Raw genomic sequence first — 15,531 nt, forward strand, 5'->3', positions numbered from 1 at the left:
AGCAAGCTAGGTCGGCTATATTACTCTTTATTTCTAAAGAGTCAACTGGTAATTCAAATTATTTTTAAACTTATCAAATAAAACCCAACTTAATCAATTCAACCAAGTCATTGTTTTATCAGAAGTTTTAATCTTCATCACCGCCAATGGATGTGCATTCTACAGCATTTCACATCCGTTGCAACACCCTTTTCCATTTATTTTTAATTTTTCATTACGTTTGTTTATTTATTCTACTAAATTAAGTTTTTTTACTATTTTTTGAGCATAAAAGGGACAATATTTCCATATTTGTCCGTTAATTTATCTTTTTCATTCTTTTCTTGCCATTTTAAAGCTCGACAATCTACATATTCACAGTAGCCACCCTCCCCACACTCGATTTCGTCGTTAATTTTAATTTGATAGTTAAAGCTTCCTGCATAGCCAGCGCCGAGTCCAAATTTAAAATCCCCACGGCTCTGCGCTTGTATATGTATTTTTAGTTTGTCATTTTGGTAAATCCATTCAAATTCACGTGGCAAATACATTTTTTGCAAATTGGGGGTTTTAACCACAGGATAAACGCGCATGACTTTAAAGAACACGCCTTGGTCTGCCATAAACACTTGCTGCTGATTTAAATCTCTTAGATATAAACGTGAACTCAAAATATTGTTATAACGGTCTCGCGTTTGCATAAAGATAATTTGACGTTGTCGACTAAGGTTAATCACCTGATGGGTATAAAATGCTAAAGGTAAATATGGGAACTTGCGTATTTGTGCATAGGATAATACCGCCAGCTGATTTACATCATAAATCTGGCCCTGAAATTTGATTTGACCTTCACATTGGCACATCACCGACCAATATTCAGCAAGACCTAATCTCAACTTAATTAAACACGAAGAAATATCGGTAGTTTGCACGGACAAATCTAAACTGAGTTCAGTATCTTCTCGATGGATTTGAAATACCGCTCCATCCCAACCAATCTGCTCTTTATCTCTAAATTTAAAGACGGTATCACTCAGACTACAGTCGTCTTTGATGGAATATGATTGTAATTGCCCAACCATATGACCGCTCACACTGGTCAATACTGTGGCTGTATTGAGTTCGTCTTGTTGAATGGACACAGGATTTTGAAAAGCGGGAATCTGAGGCTGCCCAAGCCAACTCATAAAGTTAAGATAATGTAAGGGCGCAGGAAGATTCGGTAGACAAAGTCCATAATGGACTGAAGGATAAGACGTATTCGGCGCATGTAGATTTATTTTTTTATGTTGTAAATCTGGAGCTTGATTCAGTCGTCTTGATTGATCCAAGAAATCTTGAAATATCTGCATATCAAGCTCCTTTTCATTTTTATTTCATGTTTTAACTCATGCTTCAGCCTTTTTTGCCATTAAGGTTGTGACAAAGCCAGACAATGCATAAATTACTGAAATAATTAAAATACCCATTGGAATATTATACGTTACAGCAGCTAAAATGAAGACTATGATTGGCAACACCGCAAATGGAACACGGCGACGATCCACAGTTTTAAATGAATAGTATTTTACATTTGAGATCATCAATAGACCCACTGCAATAATCACTACCGCATTAAAAATCTGAATACCTGTTTCGCGTAAGTCGAAGACCGCAGGGATATCCATACCTACCCATACCAATGAAATAATCATAACGGCTGCGAGTGGACTTGCAACACCAATAAAATAACGTTTATCGACAACCCCGATTTGTACGTTAAAACGTGCTAAACGGAAGGCTGCACATGCGGTGTAAACAAAACATGCTGCCAGGCCAATACGGCCTAAGTCATTTAGACTCCAGCTATACATTAAAATGGCAGGTGCAACACCAAATGCTAGCAAGTCCGACAACGAGTCAAACTGTTCACCAAAAGGACTTTGTGCGCCGATAGCACGTGCGACACGTCCATCCAAACCATCAAATAATGCTGCAAGGAAAATGGCATAGATGGCTTGTTGAAACTCACCATTCATACTGGCAATTATTGAATAAAAGCCGGATAACAACGCTGCAGTTGTAATCAAGTTTGGCCACAGATAGATCCCACGACGTTTCACTTTATGCCCTTCATGGGTATGCTCCTCTTCTTCAACTTCAAATGTAATGCCATCAAATGCATTTTCATCCTTTGAAGAAATTTCCCGCTCAGGTTTATTTGTATTTGTCATTGTTCGATCCTAACTGTGACCTTTCTTTTTCAAGTTTAAAATTATTCGCCAACCAACCAACGTACGGCTGCATGACCACCATTTTCATTCATACGAAGATGTGGGAACAACCATTGTAATGCTTCATCCGCATCTTCAGAGAATTTCCAAGGTGGGTTAATCACCAATAAACCACAACCATTTAGACCGACTGGAGTGTCATCTGGCCATACACAAATTTCGCAAACCAACTGACGACGAATGCCGGTTTTGTACATTTTCTTTTCAAAACGTTCAATCATCGCGCGGTCTTTAATTGGATACCATACCGCAAAAACGCCTGTCGGCCATTTTTTATAAGCAGCCACCAACAATTCTACAAGCTGTGGAAAATCTTTACGTTCTAATTCGTAAGGCGGGTCAATCATGACCAAACCACGTTTTTCTTTTGGTGGAATTACACCCAGTAAACCTTCGTAAGCATCACGCTCATGCAAGCCTGCACGTTTATCAAAAATATTGTGGCGCAATTGTTGGAATACATCGCGCTGCATTTCAAAAATCGTTGCCTTATCAGTTTCACGCATGCCTTCAAGTGCGAACCACGGAGAGCCTGGATAAGCGCCTTTACCAAAGTTTTCACGCATTTTTTCAACAACTTTTAAATATTGTTGAACACCTTCAGGCGCATTGCGTTTAATTGAATCATCGAGCTTAACTAAACGATGAATACCATTTAAAAACTCACCTGATTTCTGTGCTTCAGAGGTCGAAAGATCATATTTACCTGCACCACCATGTGTATCTACATAGCGATAAGGTTTATCTTTTGCATTCAGTCGACTTAATAACTGAAGCAGCAAAACGTGCTTCATCACGTCGGCAAAGTTGCCTGCATGGAAATGGTGACGGTAATTCATGTTTCTTTAATTCCTAATATCAACGGACATTTTAGCATGAAAAATAGTTTCATTCCGATGCTATTCTTGCTCTAGAATACGTCACCTTTTTTTCCACAACTTTATGGATCGTATATGGAAACAGCCTTTCTCCCAAAGTCTTGGCCGGTTGATCAAATCCTCGATGATTTAGATCAACACGGGTTTAGCATTATTGATGACGCTTATCCTGCAGAATATATACATGCACTTGTTGAAGAATGTATGTCAAATTTAAATAAATTCAGGGATGCAGCCGTACAAAATGGAGTCATCAGTAAAATTAGAAGTGATCATATTTTATGGATTAACGACACATTAGATGTCGCACAAGAACACGTTCAAGCCTTAGAACATTTATCAGAACAATTTAATCGCGCATTTTTTTCTGGCATTCACGAAGTCGAAGCACATTTTGCTTGTTATAACGCAGGTGAGTTTTATGCACTACACAAAGATAATCCTCAAGGCAAAAATGGACGTGTCATTTCAGCGGTTTATTATTTGCATGAATATTGGCAAGCCGACTGGGGCGGTGAATTGCGCTTACAAGATAAGAATGATGTTTGGCATATTTTAGAACCTAAACCGAATCGCATTGCGTTATTCCAAAGTGACCTATTACACGAGGTACTCGAAGCAAAACATCAACGTTTATCGATTACGGCTTGGCTACGTAATGACAACTCGATGTGGTAATTCGAGATTCCTCCTTTAAATCCCTTAAACTATCCTCATATATGAGTCATTCATAGATGAGGATGTACCCGATGCGTCAAAACAGTCATAAAATTATTCAGCGTATTGGCGAAACCGATCAATTATTTCTACAAGGCAACAGCCCTGAACTTGCTCTTGAGCGTGCAGACTTACGCCTGCAATTGGTTAATTTAAGTAAGAACCATCAAGAACAAGTGTATTTTCTGCAAGAAGCCATTGTTCTACTTGAGCAAAGCCGGATTGAATTTGAAGAAATGCCGATTGAGCTATACATCAATTTGTCTGTACATTTAGCCAAAGCTTATATGATATTTTTTGAAATTACCCAAGAGCAGCGCTATGCCCTGATTACCCAGCAGATTATGAAACCGATGTCCAAAGCTGAACATGGCGACATTTACTTCTACCTGGCCTATGCCTCTGCAGTAAAACAGGAACCTGCGTTAACCCGCCACTGGCTAAATAAGTACTGCAAATCTCAAGAATTCAAACTGACCACATTACTTGAGCATCCTGCATTTAATCCATATCGCCAAGAAGACTGGTTTTCAGAATTACGCCAAAGCAAACTGCACTAAATAAAAAAACACCTCCGAGGAGGTGTTTTTTTATTTGTGGAGAAATGAAATTTATGCTGGCTGCAGCTTATATGCATCCATATGCAACTGTTGATTCAGCTCATCAATCCAAATCGCCCAATCATCATCTTGTACTAAATGACTGATTAGAAAATCACGCTGCGCTTTATTCCAAAATGGCGCATCATGTAAATTTTCACTTGCAGCAAGCTGATGCGTACGCACGTATAACTCGATCGCTGCTGGACTGCTAGCTAACCCCAATTGAGAAAACAATAAAGCTAAGGATGGTTTATTTTGATTGAGCATCTCGCCCTCCTTATCAACTAATCTGTCATTTATTATTTAATTAACTTATATGATGAAGCTAAAAAAACCTAGCGTTAAAACTAGGTTTGTTGTTTCAAATTGTATTTAGATTTTGCATGATCCGGAAAGCTTATGTTCTGTATGCAATTGTTCATTTAAAATATCGACCACTATGGCCCAGTCATCATCTTTTTTCCAATGACTGATAATGAAATCACGCTGTGACTTCGTCCAAAATGGCGCTTCGTGCAATGGAACATCCATGGTGATTTGATGCGTTTCGATAAATTGGTCAATGCCTTCCGGACTTGCATCTAACCCCAATTGTTCAAAAAATAGTTCCAACGTCGGTTGTTGATCAAACATTGCCGTTCTCCTCAAGCCAAAAACATTTCTTCCATCTTCATAGTTATCTGTTTAATTGACTTTGTCAGTTGCAACTACATCTCAACGTGTTATTTTTTGTTCAAAACTTAAGCTTGGTATTTTTCGCAGGCCATAAAAAAGCACCCCAAATGGAGTGCTTTTTTTTATAATTTAATTTAAAAAATTAAATTATTTAACCATGTCAGCAACTGCTGCACGTTCTTCTTCAAGCTCGTTTAGAGTGACGTTGATACGTTCACGGCTGAATTCGTCGATTTCAAGACCTTGAACGATTTTGTATTCGCCATTTTCACAAGTTACAGGGAAACCGAACATTACGCCTTCAGGAATACCATAAGAACCGTCAGAAGGAATACCCATAGTTACCCATTTGCCGTTTGTGCCAAGAGCCCAATCGCGCATATGGTCGATTGCAGCGTTTGCAGCAGAAGCAGCAGAAGAAAGACCACGCGCTTCAATGATCGCAGCACCACGTTTACCAACAGTTGGAAGGAATACGTCTTTGTTCCAAGCAGCATCGTTGATTTTGTCTTTTAAGCTTTCGCCGTTTACATTTGCAAAACGGTAGTCAGCATACATTGTTGGAGAGTGGTTACCCCAAACTGTCATGTTTTCGATGTCAGAAACTGCAACACCCGCTTTTTGAGCAAGTTGAGTTAACGCACGGTTGTGGTCAAGACGTAACATTGCTGTGAAGTTTTTCGCTGGAAGATCTGGAGCAGATTTCATTGCGATGTAAGCGTTAGTGTTTGCAGGGTTACCTACAACAAGAACTTTAACGTCACGGCTAGCAACTTCGTTAAGTGCTTGGCCTTGACCGATGAAGATTTCACCGTTTACTTTAAGAAGGTCAGCACGTTCCATACCAGGACCACGTGGACGTGAACCTACAAGAAGAGCGTAGTCAGCATCTTTGAATGCAACTTTAGGATCATCAGTACCGATCATACCTTCTAAAAGAGGGAATGCGCAGTCATCAAGTTCCATCATTACGCCTTTAAGCGCTTGTTGAGCTTTCTCAACTGGAATTTCTAATAATTGAAGGATAACTGGTTGGTCTTTACCCAACATTTCACCGCTTGCGATACGGAATAATAAGCTATAACCGATTTGACCAGCTGCGCCAGTAACGGCAACACGAACTGCTTGCTTCATGTAATTATCTCCAATTGAGGAAGGTCATAATGATTAAATAGCTGTTCTATCTAATCTTAATAATCATAAACGGCAAAGATTGTACTCCAATCTTTTGACGCTTGCATGTAAAAGAGAATGCTTTTCAACAAAAGTATGATAGGAAATATAAATTAAATGCCGAAAAAAGCTTAGAAAGAACCTTTAATTATGAAAGTTGCAGGACAATTTCCGACAATAGTCGTAGGGCAACTTTTATACTGACCATTGTTTTTATAGCAAATTTTAATCTCGGTCAGTAAACTGCCACCACGGGTTTGCATACAGTTAAATTCAATACTTTGGGATACCAATCCGCTGTTCATACGCAACATTTTATTACGCAAGACATTGGCTTGAATGGATTGGGTTTCTTGGCTAGTCAATTCATCTGGAATTTTTAGCTTATCTGCATAATTAATAATGGTTCTGAAATACTGGCTGGCATTCATTGGGATACAGCCGCCGGTAGTGTGCCAAAGCGCCACGCGAGCATTTTCATCAGGCATAATCCGTGCAACCACTTTGGCTTGCAACGGAGAAAGTTTAGCTGAACTATTGGTGGTGCAATCACGGGTAGAAGTTTCTGGATATAGGCCCGTGATATTGAGTGAATACCCTTCCAGACATTTACGTTTTTTACTTTTTAAAGGATCATAGGCGCAAACAGCTGGCACCATTTGTACATCCATCACATAACCATTAACCACGGGTGCTGCCGAAAGCACAGACACACCAAAGCCTGTACCACTGCCGATGAGCAGTAATGTCAGTATTCGATAAACAGGTCTAATGTTCAATTCGGCATTCATTATTTACCCATATTGCGCCTTAAAACAGGCGCATTGCTTTAATGCTTATTGCGCATTCCGTAATGGAATCATTTGCATTCGTTTTTCAATCGATTGCGGTCCCTGACCCAATAAAAGGCCGTAATGGGTTGCATTGGTCATCACATGTTTTACATAGTCTCGAGTTTCCGTTAATGGAATCGATTCTGTATATTGGTCCGCTGCAATCGCTTGATACTCAGGCTGCCAGCGTCGAGCACGATTTGGACCCGCATTGTAGCCTGCAGTCGCTAATACTGGACTATTACTCAATTGACGTTGAATCATTGATAAATAGAAAGTGCCATAACGGATATTGGTATTCATATCCGTTAATGCAGCGGGGTTATAACTCTCCCCCATCTGACGAGCCACCAATTTTGCGGTGTCTGGCATAATTTGCATTAAACCACCAGCACCGACATGTGAACGCGCGCTAGTAACAAAGCGACTTTCTTGACGCATCAAACCATAAGCCCATGCTGGGTCAATACCTGCATTACGACTATGACTCACCACATAATTTTGATGTGGCATGGCATAACGTAAAGCATAGTTATGCTGTTTAGTGGTTCGATCTGCTGCATAAATCGCCCGATCATACCACCCCATATCGGTTGCACGTTTAGCTGCGGCAAGAATCATGCCATCATCATGCTTTAAGTAGGCTTGACGCACTGCCCAGTTCCATTCACGGTTAATATAGCTGTCAGATGCATTAATATTGCGCAATGCAAAGGCACGACGGAAGTGAATATCCTGACTGAGACGCTGCGCATCTTGTGACGAAGGCTGCACATTTGACGGAATATTGTTATAAGACTGACCAATTTTGTCACGTGCTAACAAATTATGGTAATCATCGCCAACGGCAAGCTTGCGATAAATTTCTTTAGCCGCACGTTTAGATGAGGCATCTCCACGTTGTTCAGATGCTCGTGCTAACCAATATTGCCAACGGTCTTCCTGCTTTTGCGAAACGCTCATCGCATCAATTGCACGAATGACACTTTCCCATGCGCCAAAACGAATGGCTTGTCGCGCATAAATCTCGGCTTCTTCTGCACTAAAAGGCAAGCCATAACTCAAATCAAGATAATTTAATACTTCACGGTTGAAATTATTTTTCATTACCGTTGTACCACCGATATAACCGACACTACGGTAGAGGGCTTTTTGTACATCGGCTGGTGTGCCTTCAGCTGCACGTTTCACCGAAGAAATTGCGCCATTTAAGTCGCTATCTGCCAAGCGTCCCATCGCATAAATCAGGTATGCATGATCTTCAGCTGTGGCTTTGGGTGCAGACCATAAATAATTCAGTGGATTGGCTTGAATGGTGTTGAGTTGTGACAAATTAATATTTACGCCAATGGTTTGCGCAGTCGCAATCGCTTGTCCTGACTGACCCGCTCTTAACTGTCCCCACATCCGTTGATGGCGGTCATCTTGAGTCATTAAAGGACTCGACAGCATCATACGGCCCAAGCCCGTACACGAGTCAGGTTGTGAGTTTGTGGTCAACCATACATCTTTAAATTCTGCGAAAACCAGAGGGTCGCCCGACTTTGCGCGGACTTGAGCCATGGCACATGTTTCAGCACGGTCAGCATTAGTCACATATTGCAAGACAGGCTGTGCTGTAGCGAAATCAGCTTGTTTGACTTTTTCTTCAACATAATCTGCGGCTAATTTTTCTGCCATTGCCGAATTTGGATAGCGCTGTGCAAAATTAATAATGGCACTTGCTGGCTGTGAAGCCAAATTGTTATTCAGTAACCAATATTCTGGATAATAGCCCAAAACGTCATTTTGCATGGATGATTGGTATTGTTGTAATAAACTAATATTGCCTGCATTCGCAGCACGTAAAGCATCGTTAAACTGCTCATCTGCGGCTTGGGCAAACGCAGAAATTCCGGAGAGCCCGACACTCAAAGCAAGTAATTTAGCGTAATTTTTCTGTTTAAAATTATGTTTTAACATCCACTTGCCTTCTTTCATGTCATTCTGCTCAGTTACAGCACATCGAACTTTGTTTAGGAATTAGTTTAATAATTCTAAACTCTGCATTGTGTTCTGTTATGTAACCTTATGATTAGCCAATATTAATTTTCAAACATTTTTGCTTCATAAATCAATATGGCAGAGTTGTCATTTTAGGCTGTAAGTTTCTAGTAAATTACTGCTAAAATATTGCCCATTCTTAAAATCCCCTTTTTGACCTCCGCAGCTGCACAATTCAATTGATTGAATTGTCTGTCAGCCACGTATGGTTATTGATTTTCATAAAATTCCTTTAGGAGCCTACATGACGGTTCAAACCTTCATCCCCAATAGTGCCCAAGCTGCCCCAGATAACACTGTTACCCAGCCACAGCACACCCCAGCTCAAGATGGAGCAGTGAAAAAACTGTACATCGAAACGCAAGGGTGTCAGATGAATGAGTATGACAGTCAACGTATGGGCGACCTTTTAGGTGATTCTCACGGCTATGTGCTGACAAACGATCCAAAAGAAGCGGATATTCTCCTGATGAATACCTGTTCTATCCGTGAAAAAGCACAAGAAAAAGTATTTTCTGAGTTAGGCCGCTGGCGCAAGCTGAAAGAAAAAAATCCTGACTTGGTGATTGGTGTTGGTGGCTGTGTTGCCTCTCAGGAAGGTGACAACATTCAAAAACGTGCGCCTTATGTCGATATGGTCTTTGGTCCACAAACCTTACACCGTTTACCGCAAATGCTTGATCAACATACTGAGCAAGTGGTCAAACCGAAAAAAGAAAAAATTCAGTTGGTGGATATTTCATTCCCTGATATTGAAAAATTCGACTTTTTACCTGAACCGCGTGTAGAAGGGTTTAAAGCCTTTGTTTCTATCATGGAAGGCTGTTCTAAATACTGTTCATTCTGCGTAGTTCCTTATACCCGTGGTGAAGAGGTTTCTCGCCCACTCGATGACGTATTGGCTGAAATTGCCACTTTAGCTGAAAAAGGCGTACGTGAAATTTCATTACTCGGCCAAAACGTGAATGGTTACCGTGGTGAAACTTTTGAAGGCGAAATCTGTACCTTTGCCGACTTATTACGTTTAGTTGCTGAGATTCCAGGGATTGGTCGTATTCGTTACACCACATCGCACCCGCTTGAATTTAATGATGACTTGATTCAATGCTACCGTGACTTACCGCAAATGGTTTCTCACTTGCATCTACCAGTTCAAAGTGGTTCGAATGACGTGCTACAAGCCATGAAACGTAACCACACGATTGATGTATATATCGATAAAATTGCTAAATTACGTCAAGTTCGCCCTGATATGCATTTATCTAGCGACTTTATTATTGGCTTTCCGGGTGAGACTGACGAAAACTTCGAAGAAACTTATCAATTTATCCAAGATATGGATTTCGATCATTCATACAGTTTCATCTACTCAAAACGTCCGGGTACTCCTGCCTCAGAACTTGAAGACACAACCCCTGAAGATGTGAAAAAAGAACGTCTTGCAAAAGTTCAACAATGGATTAAACAATCCAGTATCGATAAAACTGATGCAATGCTTGGGACCATTCAACGTGTCTTGATTGAGTCTGTTTCAGACAAAGATCCGAATTTGCTGATTGGTACTGCAGACAATACACGTTTGGTTAGCTTTATCGGTGATCCTGCATGGGTTGGGCGTTTTGCAGAGATTGAAGTGACCGATATTAAAACTTTGAAGTTTGTTTACGGTGAACTCTTGAATCTTGAGCCTGACGTGGCGTAATGTAAGCTTAATCGTCAGACCAATTTAAAGGAATTCTCTTGACTGCAGCGATTCGACGTACTGTAACTTTTGCTGGTATTCCACTTGACCGTTTACAAAGCATGCTCGGTGCCTATAACGGTCATCTCAAACAAATTGAACAACGTTTGGATGTCAAAATTTCTCATCGTGCAGATGCTTTTTTTGTCGATGGGGAAATCGATGCGGTAGAGAGAGCCGAAAGTCTCCTTCACCGTCTTTATGAAGAGTCCGAAACCAATCCACAGATTAGTGCGGACATTTTACACATGATGATTCAAGGCAGTCAGACTGACCGCAAAATTCAGGAAGATTTTTCTGAAAATGAGCATACCGGTTTAGACAATGTTTATCTACAAACCCGTAAAGGTCGAATCAATCCACGTGGTGCCAATCAAAAACGCTATGTACAGCGTATTTTACAAAGCGATATTTCATTTGGTATCGGCCCAGCGGGTACAGGTAAAACTTATCTCGCGGTCGCCGCTGCTGTAGATATGCTAGAACGTAACGAAATTCAACGCATTTTATTGGTTCGCCCTGCGGTTGAAGCCGGTGAAAAATTGGGTTTTTTACCCGGTGATTTGAGCCAAAAAATTGACCCTTACTTACGTCCGCTATACGACGCTTTGTATGAAATGCTCGGTTTTGAAAAAGTCGCTAAACTAATTGAACGTCAAGTGATTGAAGTTGCACCACTGGCCTACATGCGTGGTCGTACCTTAAATCATTCTTTTGTGATTTTAGATGAAGCACAAAACACCACCCCTGAACAAATGAAAATGTTCCTCACCCGTTTAGGTTTTGGTTCTCGTGCAGTAATCACGGGCGACATTACACAGGTCGATTTACCTCGTGGTCAACAATCTGGTTTGGCACATGCCTTACGTGTGATTGAAAAAATCAAAGAAATTCATATTACTCGCTTCCACTCTCGTGACGTGGTACGTCATCAATTGGTTCAAAAAATTGTTGAAGCCTATGAGGGATGGGACAGCGAACAACATCGCCTTACAGCTGAACAACGTGCAGAACGTAAAGCACGTCAGGAAGCCTTGGTGGCGGACAATGATGCTAAAGCTGATGGGCAGCATCAAGACGAAAACATTTAAGGATTCATTTTGAAACTTAATCTCTCCTTGCAGCAAAATTTTCAGTCACCTGAATTGGTGGTGAAACGTGCGCATATCAAAAAAGTCGTGGAAACGGCTTTACGTCATATCGATACACAAAGTGATTGTGAGATCGGTATTGCATGTGTGGACAATGACGAAAGCCACAAATTGAACTTGGAATATCGTGGTAAAGACAAACCGACTAATGTGTTGTCTTTTCCGAGCGATCTCCCCGATGAAATGGCTGCAGTTTTAGACTCATTTCCGATTGGCGACTTGGTGATTTGTATTCCTGTGGTTCTTCGTGAAGCACAAGAACAAAGCAAAGCACCCCTGACCCACTTTACGCATATGCTGGTACACGGTACGTTGCACCTCATGGGCTATGACCATGAAACCTCTGATGAAGATGCTGAAGAAATGGAAGCGTTGGAAATCGAGATTTTAGCCAAATTAGGGTTTGATAACCCTTATCTGGAAAGAGATTAAGAACCCAAAAAGCGAGCTACGGCTCGCTTTTTTTATCGTCATAAAAACCAAGGAAGGAAAGATATGCAATATGTCGTGATTTTTAAAGCACGCATTCGTACGCTTGATGAGCTGTATTTTTCGACTGCACAGCAGCTTAGAGACAAAGCCTTGACACACTTTAACTGTCAACATTTTGAAGCGCTGACAGAGGGTGAGCATGAAATCGCCCTTTCCTACTGGAATACATTAGAAGACATTCGAGCTTGGCAACAAGATGCACAACATCTGGTCGCGCAGCAATTGGGGAAAAACCAATGGTATGCGAGTTTTAGCGTCGAAATCTGCGAAGTTTTGCGACGCTATCACAACTGATTAACGCACCTCAAACTCTGCTTCTGCAGGATCAAAGCGCCAAGTACGCACAATACGAAGTTCTGAGATGTCTTTCATTTTGGCATCAAACAAACCAAAAGGTGCCGCCTTACGCACAGAGGTTTTTGCAGCTTCATCCAATAAACTTGAACCTGAACTTTCGATCAAACGAATGGCACGAATCCCGCCATTACTGTTCAAAATAACCATTAAACGTACTTCACCGCGTAGCTGTTGCTGTTTTGCCGCTTCAGGATAATAACGGTTGCCATAAAACTCGACTTTTTCGCGGAATTTTTCCATATAAGCCGCAGAAACATCTTGCTTGGCTTGAATACCATCAATGGTTTTAATTTTTTGCTGACGGCTAAAGTTTTGCTGACGTTGTAAATATTGGGCTTCGATACTCGCCACCATCGCAGCCTTGGCCTGAAACTGACTATTCAACTCCTCAACGGCTTTTTTACGACTGTTTTCTTCAGCTTGTTTTTGCCAACTCAAAGTTGTCATCAACACTTTATCTTCAAAGCTGAGTTCTTTCTTTTGTTGCAGTTGTTCTAAAGCTTCACTTTTTTGCTCACCGGCTTTTTGTTCGATCATCGGTGCAGGCATGTCACTCGACATACGATGCGACTCACGGAATGTCCCAGAGCCCTGCTGATCGGCTTGTGCTAAAAAGTCTGCATGTTCAATTTTTTCCGTCGTAGAACGTAAAGAAACTGCAATTTCTTTGGTGTTATAATCCGCCTCTTGGGGCATGGAAAATTGCATGGTTAAAAAAGCCAAATGCAACACAGCAGCAAACGCCAATGCAGTTGCAAATATGGGATCTTTCCACCACTCTTTCATCAAGGGCATGAACGTTATTTTTTTCAGCATCACATTAAACCGACAATTTGCCGCATTCCCCAAACTGCTTAAAACAGTATAAAATAAAACTCGTATTCATTTTTTGATGAAAACGAGAAATCCATCAACACATCGATAATGCACAATTAAAATCATGAAAATGGTGCAATTTATTTTGCTAAACTGCAAGATCAAAACCTTGTGTTTTTATAGAAATCGACAAGATAAACATCGTTAAAAAACATAATTTGTCAGGATGCACTTCTTATGCAAACGCTAGTTTCCAATATCGCTAAACGTATACGCCAAGTGTACCAAAAAGCTGAAGGATTTATTGAAGATGAGCGTGAATTCCCAATGTCTCAAGTGTTTTTAAATGCGACATTTCAGCGCTTTGTGACCGATAATGTGAAAATGCTCAAAGACTTGCATGCTGACCTGCATGATGACTGGCTTCGACTGTATGCCACATTGGATTATAACGGGCTGATCATAACACTCTCTGTCGATTTAAAACTGGTACAGATGGAACTCAACAAACAAACCCAATTGATCGTATTTGAACAAATTAGTGATACACAAGTGATTGAAGCGAAGTATCCAAATGTTCTGTATAAGATGGGCGTGCGCATGGCGTTATGGTTCTATCAAAAAGTACTCAACCAAGATCCATTGGGTATGATTTTGGAAAAGCTCAATGTGATCAAAGTTAAAGATGATTTACTGTATTTAGACCTAAATCGCTGGCTCGGTAAAAGTCGATCAATTATCGACACACTGGGCAAAGTCCATGTCAACCATGCTGTTTTACGTGAGGCCGAATTGGTGGTGATTGGTAATGTTAATTTAACCGCATTGTTCACCAAGATGTCGCAAGAACGGATTGAAGACTGGGATGATTCAAATTTAAAAGACGATGAAGTCACGCCAATTAAGCAAAAGGAAAGCTAGACTTATCCTGTACTTAGACATCTTGAGCATATAAAACGCTACACAACATATACATTAGGCACGGATTTGCGACGAGATTCTCCACAATCCAGCCGCATAATAAACATATCAGGTGGTTTAGCCCACCACACTTCTATTGAATAGGAAAACCATACTTATGGCACATTCAGTTTTGAAAAATTTAGGTCTTGTTGCTGGGGTATCGACTACACTGCTTTTGACTGGTTTCTCAAGTCAGTCATTTGCCATGAGTCCATTCCAAGCCAACTACCAATTTAACTACAACGGCAAAAACTTGGGTTCTGCAACACGTACCCTAAAACAATCTGGGAATAACTGGACCTATGTTTTCGCAGCAAAAGCTGGTGCGATGGCCTCTGCAACTGAAACCAGTCGTTTTAGTTTAAATGGCAGCCAAATTCACTCGAACAGCTTTAGCCGCAGCAGCAAAATTTTGGTGCACAACAACACCATGAATATTAATTTTAATGCTGGCGCAAAAACCATTAATACCAAAAAAGATGATAAAGCGCGTTCATTTGCGTGGAAATCAGGTGTGTTAGATGAACTCAATGCTGAATTGCAAATTCGTGAAGATTTAAAAAATGGTGGTTTGAAATCGAATTACTACATTGCCGATGCCAAAGAGGTTGAAGCTCGTAAGTTCGTGAAACAAGGCACTGAAAAAGTGAAAACCACTTACGGGACTTTTGACACCGTGAAAGTCGTGATGCGCCATGACAAACCTGGCCGTCAAACCACCTTCTGGTTAGCACCAAAACTAGATTACCTACCTGTCAAAGTTTCTCACCAAGACAATAAAACCTCTTACGGTTTATTGTTAACGGGCTATAAAGGTGCAACAAATTAATTGATTTGA

17 protein-coding genes and 1 pseudogene are annotated in these 15,531 nt (G+C 40.7%); 9 read left to right on the forward strand and 9 right to left on the reverse strand.

Translation table 11 applies throughout. From position 1 onward, the window contains the following. Positions 1-254: 254 nt before the first annotated feature. The 3 genes from B1201_RS03760 to B1201_RS03770 are packed head-to-tail and all read right to left on the reverse strand — an operon-like array spanning position 255 to position 3,091. Complete coding sequence (locus B1201_RS03760) at positions 255-1,331, reverse strand: DUF6670 family protein (RefSeq protein WP_078192421.1); 1,077 nt, start codon at positions 1,329-1,331, stop codon at positions 255-257. Between the two features lie 36 nt (positions 1,332-1,367). Beyond that, positions 1,368-2,192, reverse strand: a complete 825-nt coding sequence (gene pssA / locus B1201_RS03765) for a CDP-diacylglycerol--serine O-phosphatidyltransferase (RefSeq protein WP_078192422.1) — start codon at positions 2,190-2,192, stop codon at positions 1,368-1,370. Positions 2,193-2,233: 41 nt separating this feature from the next. Then, on the reverse strand, positions 2,234-3,091 hold the full coding sequence (locus B1201_RS03770) for a 23S rRNA (adenine(2030)-N(6))-methyltransferase RlmJ (RefSeq protein WP_078189232.1): 858 nt from the start codon (positions 3,089-3,091) through the stop codon (positions 2,234-2,236). Between the two features lie 114 nt (positions 3,092-3,205). Between B1201_RS03770 and B1201_RS03775 the strand changes: the two genes are divergently transcribed. Next, entirely contained in the window at positions 3,206-3,808 is a 603-nt protein-coding gene (locus B1201_RS03775) for a 2OG-Fe(II) oxygenase (RefSeq protein WP_078192423.1), read from the forward strand. 71 nt (positions 3,809-3,879) lie between these two features. Then, entirely contained in the window at positions 3,880-4,407 is a 528-nt protein-coding gene (locus B1201_RS03780; RefSeq protein ID WP_078192424.1) for a hypothetical protein, read from the forward strand. A gap of 51 nt (positions 4,408-4,458) precedes the next feature. On the opposite strand, the gene B1201_RS03785 is transcribed toward B1201_RS03780, so the two are convergent. The 5 genes from B1201_RS03785 to B1201_RS03805 all read right to left on the reverse strand — a co-directional run bounded on the left by B1201_RS03785 (position 4,459) and on the right by B1201_RS03805 (position 9,110). Continuing rightward, a complete protein-coding gene (locus B1201_RS03785) occupies positions 4,459-4,716 on the reverse strand; it encodes a DUF2789 family protein (RefSeq protein WP_078189234.1) in 258 nt (85 codons plus the stop codon). Between the two features lie 105 nt (positions 4,717-4,821). Further along, positions 4,822-5,082: a DUF2789 family protein gene (locus tag B1201_RS03790; protein ID WP_078192425.1), complete on the reverse strand. Its 261-nt coding sequence runs from the start codon at positions 5,080-5,082 to the stop codon at positions 4,822-4,824. A 189-nt stretch (positions 5,083-5,271) separates the two neighbouring features. After that, entirely contained in the window at positions 5,272-6,258 is a 987-nt protein-coding gene (locus B1201_RS03795; protein WP_078192426.1) for a malate dehydrogenase, read from the reverse strand. A gap of 170 nt (positions 6,259-6,428) precedes the next feature. Continuing rightward, the gene (locus B1201_RS03800) at positions 6,429-7,088 is read right to left on the reverse strand and encodes a ribonuclease I (RefSeq protein WP_078192427.1); all 660 of its coding nucleotides are present in this window, start codon (positions 7,086-7,088) and stop codon (positions 6,429-6,431) included. Between the two features lie 45 nt (positions 7,089-7,133). Then, on the reverse strand, positions 7,134-9,110 hold the full coding sequence (locus B1201_RS03805) for a lytic transglycosylase domain-containing protein (protein ID WP_078192428.1): 1,977 nt from the start codon (positions 9,108-9,110) through the stop codon (positions 7,134-7,136). A gap of 307 nt (positions 9,111-9,417) precedes the next feature. Between B1201_RS03805 and miaB the strand changes: the two genes are divergently transcribed. The 4 genes from miaB to B1201_RS03825 all read left to right on the forward strand — a co-directional run bounded on the left by miaB (position 9,418) and on the right by B1201_RS03825 (position 12,851). Continuing rightward, positions 9,418-10,875 (forward strand): tRNA (N6-isopentenyl adenosine(37)-C2)-methylthiotransferase MiaB, encoded by a 1,458-nt coding sequence (gene miaB, locus B1201_RS03810; protein WP_078192429.1) that lies wholly within the window; start codon positions 9,418-9,420, stop codon positions 10,873-10,875. Between the two features lie 38 nt (positions 10,876-10,913). Further along, complete coding sequence (locus tag B1201_RS03815) at positions 10,914-12,005, forward strand: PhoH family protein (protein ID WP_078192430.1); 1,092 nt, start codon at positions 10,914-10,916, stop codon at positions 12,003-12,005. Between the two features lie 9 nt (positions 12,006-12,014). Further along, positions 12,015-12,497: an rRNA maturation RNase YbeY gene (gene ybeY / locus B1201_RS03820; RefSeq protein ID WP_078192431.1), complete on the forward strand. Its 483-nt coding sequence runs from the start codon at positions 12,015-12,017 to the stop codon at positions 12,495-12,497. A 63-nt stretch (positions 12,498-12,560) separates the two neighbouring features. Further along, positions 12,561-12,851 (forward strand): antibiotic biosynthesis monooxygenase family protein, encoded by a 291-nt coding sequence (locus tag B1201_RS03825; RefSeq protein ID WP_078189242.1) that lies wholly within the window; start codon positions 12,561-12,563, stop codon positions 12,849-12,851. On the opposite strand, the gene B1201_RS03830 is transcribed toward B1201_RS03825, so the two are convergent. After that, on the reverse strand, positions 12,852-13,709 hold the full coding sequence (locus tag B1201_RS03830; RefSeq protein WP_213032932.1) for an energy transducer TonB: 858 nt from the start codon (positions 13,707-13,709) through the stop codon (positions 12,852-12,854). Positions 13,710-13,967: 258 nt separating this feature from the next. Here B1201_RS03830 and B1201_RS03835 point away from each other — a divergent pair, with 258 nt between their 5' ends. From B1201_RS03835 to B1201_RS03840, 3 genes and pseudogenes are all read left to right on the forward strand, one after another. Next, positions 13,968-14,651, forward strand: a complete 684-nt coding sequence (locus tag B1201_RS03835) for a hypothetical protein (RefSeq protein WP_078192433.1) — start codon at positions 13,968-13,970, stop codon at positions 14,649-14,651. An 18-nt stretch (positions 14,652-14,669) separates the two neighbouring features. Next, a pseudogene (locus tag B1201_RS17285) lies at positions 14,670-14,795 on the forward strand (hypothetical protein); the annotation flags it as partial. Between the two features lie 13 nt (positions 14,796-14,808). Beyond that, positions 14,809-15,522 (forward strand): DUF3108 domain-containing protein, encoded by a 714-nt coding sequence (locus B1201_RS03840; RefSeq protein WP_078192434.1) that lies wholly within the window; start codon positions 14,809-14,811, stop codon positions 15,520-15,522. Positions 15,523-15,531: the final 9 nt, after the last annotated feature.

This window comes from Acinetobacter sp. ANC 5600 (genome assembly GCF_002018395.1).
GTDB lineage: Bacteria > Pseudomonadota > Gammaproteobacteria > Pseudomonadales > Moraxellaceae > Acinetobacter > Acinetobacter amyesii.

What these genes read in the sequence shown, in the direction of transcription:
- B1201_RS03760 (WP_078192421.1), bottom strand. Translation starts at nt 1,331, where the DNA reads ATGCAGATATTTCAAGATTTCTTGGATCAATCAAGACGACTGAATCAA.
- pssA (WP_078192422.1), bottom strand. Translation starts at nt 2,192, where the DNA reads ATGACAAATACAAATAAACCTGAGCGGGAAATTTCTTCAAAGGATGAA.
- B1201_RS03770 (WP_078189232.1), bottom strand. Translation starts at nt 3,091, where the DNA reads ATGAATTACCGTCACCATTTCCATGCAGGCAACTTTGCCGACGTGATG.
- B1201_RS03775 (WP_078192423.1), top strand. Translation starts at nt 3,206, where the DNA reads ATGGAAACAGCCTTTCTCCCAAAGTCTTGGCCGGTTGATCAAATCCTC.
- B1201_RS03780 (WP_078192424.1), top strand. Translation starts at nt 3,880, where the DNA reads ATGCGTCAAAACAGTCATAAAATTATTCAGCGTATTGGCGAAACCGAT.
- B1201_RS03785 (WP_078189234.1), bottom strand. Translation starts at nt 4,716, where the DNA reads ATGCTCAATCAAAATAAACCATCCTTAGCTTTATTGTTTTCTCAATTG.
- B1201_RS03790 (WP_078192425.1), bottom strand. Translation starts at nt 5,082, where the DNA reads ATGTTTGATCAACAACCGACGTTGGAACTATTTTTTGAACAATTGGGG.
- B1201_RS03795 (WP_078192426.1), bottom strand. Translation starts at nt 6,258, where the DNA reads ATGAAGCAAGCAGTTCGTGTTGCCGTTACTGGCGCAGCTGGTCAAATC.
- B1201_RS03800 (WP_078192427.1), bottom strand. Translation starts at nt 7,088, where the DNA reads ATGAATGCCGAATTGAACATTAGACCTGTTTATCGAATACTGACATTA.
- B1201_RS03805 (WP_078192428.1), bottom strand. Translation starts at nt 9,110, where the DNA reads ATGAAAGAAGGCAAGTGGATGTTAAAACATAATTTTAAACAGAAAAAT.
- miaB (WP_078192429.1), top strand. Translation starts at nt 9,418, where the DNA reads ATGACGGTTCAAACCTTCATCCCCAATAGTGCCCAAGCTGCCCCAGAT.
- B1201_RS03825 (WP_078189242.1), top strand. Translation starts at nt 12,561, where the DNA reads ATGCAATATGTCGTGATTTTTAAAGCACGCATTCGTACGCTTGATGAG.
- B1201_RS03830 (WP_213032932.1), bottom strand. Translation starts at nt 13,709, where the DNA reads ATGCCCTTGATGAAAGAGTGGTGGAAAGATCCCATATTTGCAACTGCA.
- B1201_RS03835 (WP_078192433.1), top strand. Translation starts at nt 13,968, where the DNA reads ATGCAAACGCTAGTTTCCAATATCGCTAAACGTATACGCCAAGTGTAC.
- B1201_RS03840 (WP_078192434.1), top strand. Translation starts at nt 14,809, where the DNA reads ATGGCACATTCAGTTTTGAAAAATTTAGGTCTTGTTGCTGGGGTATCG.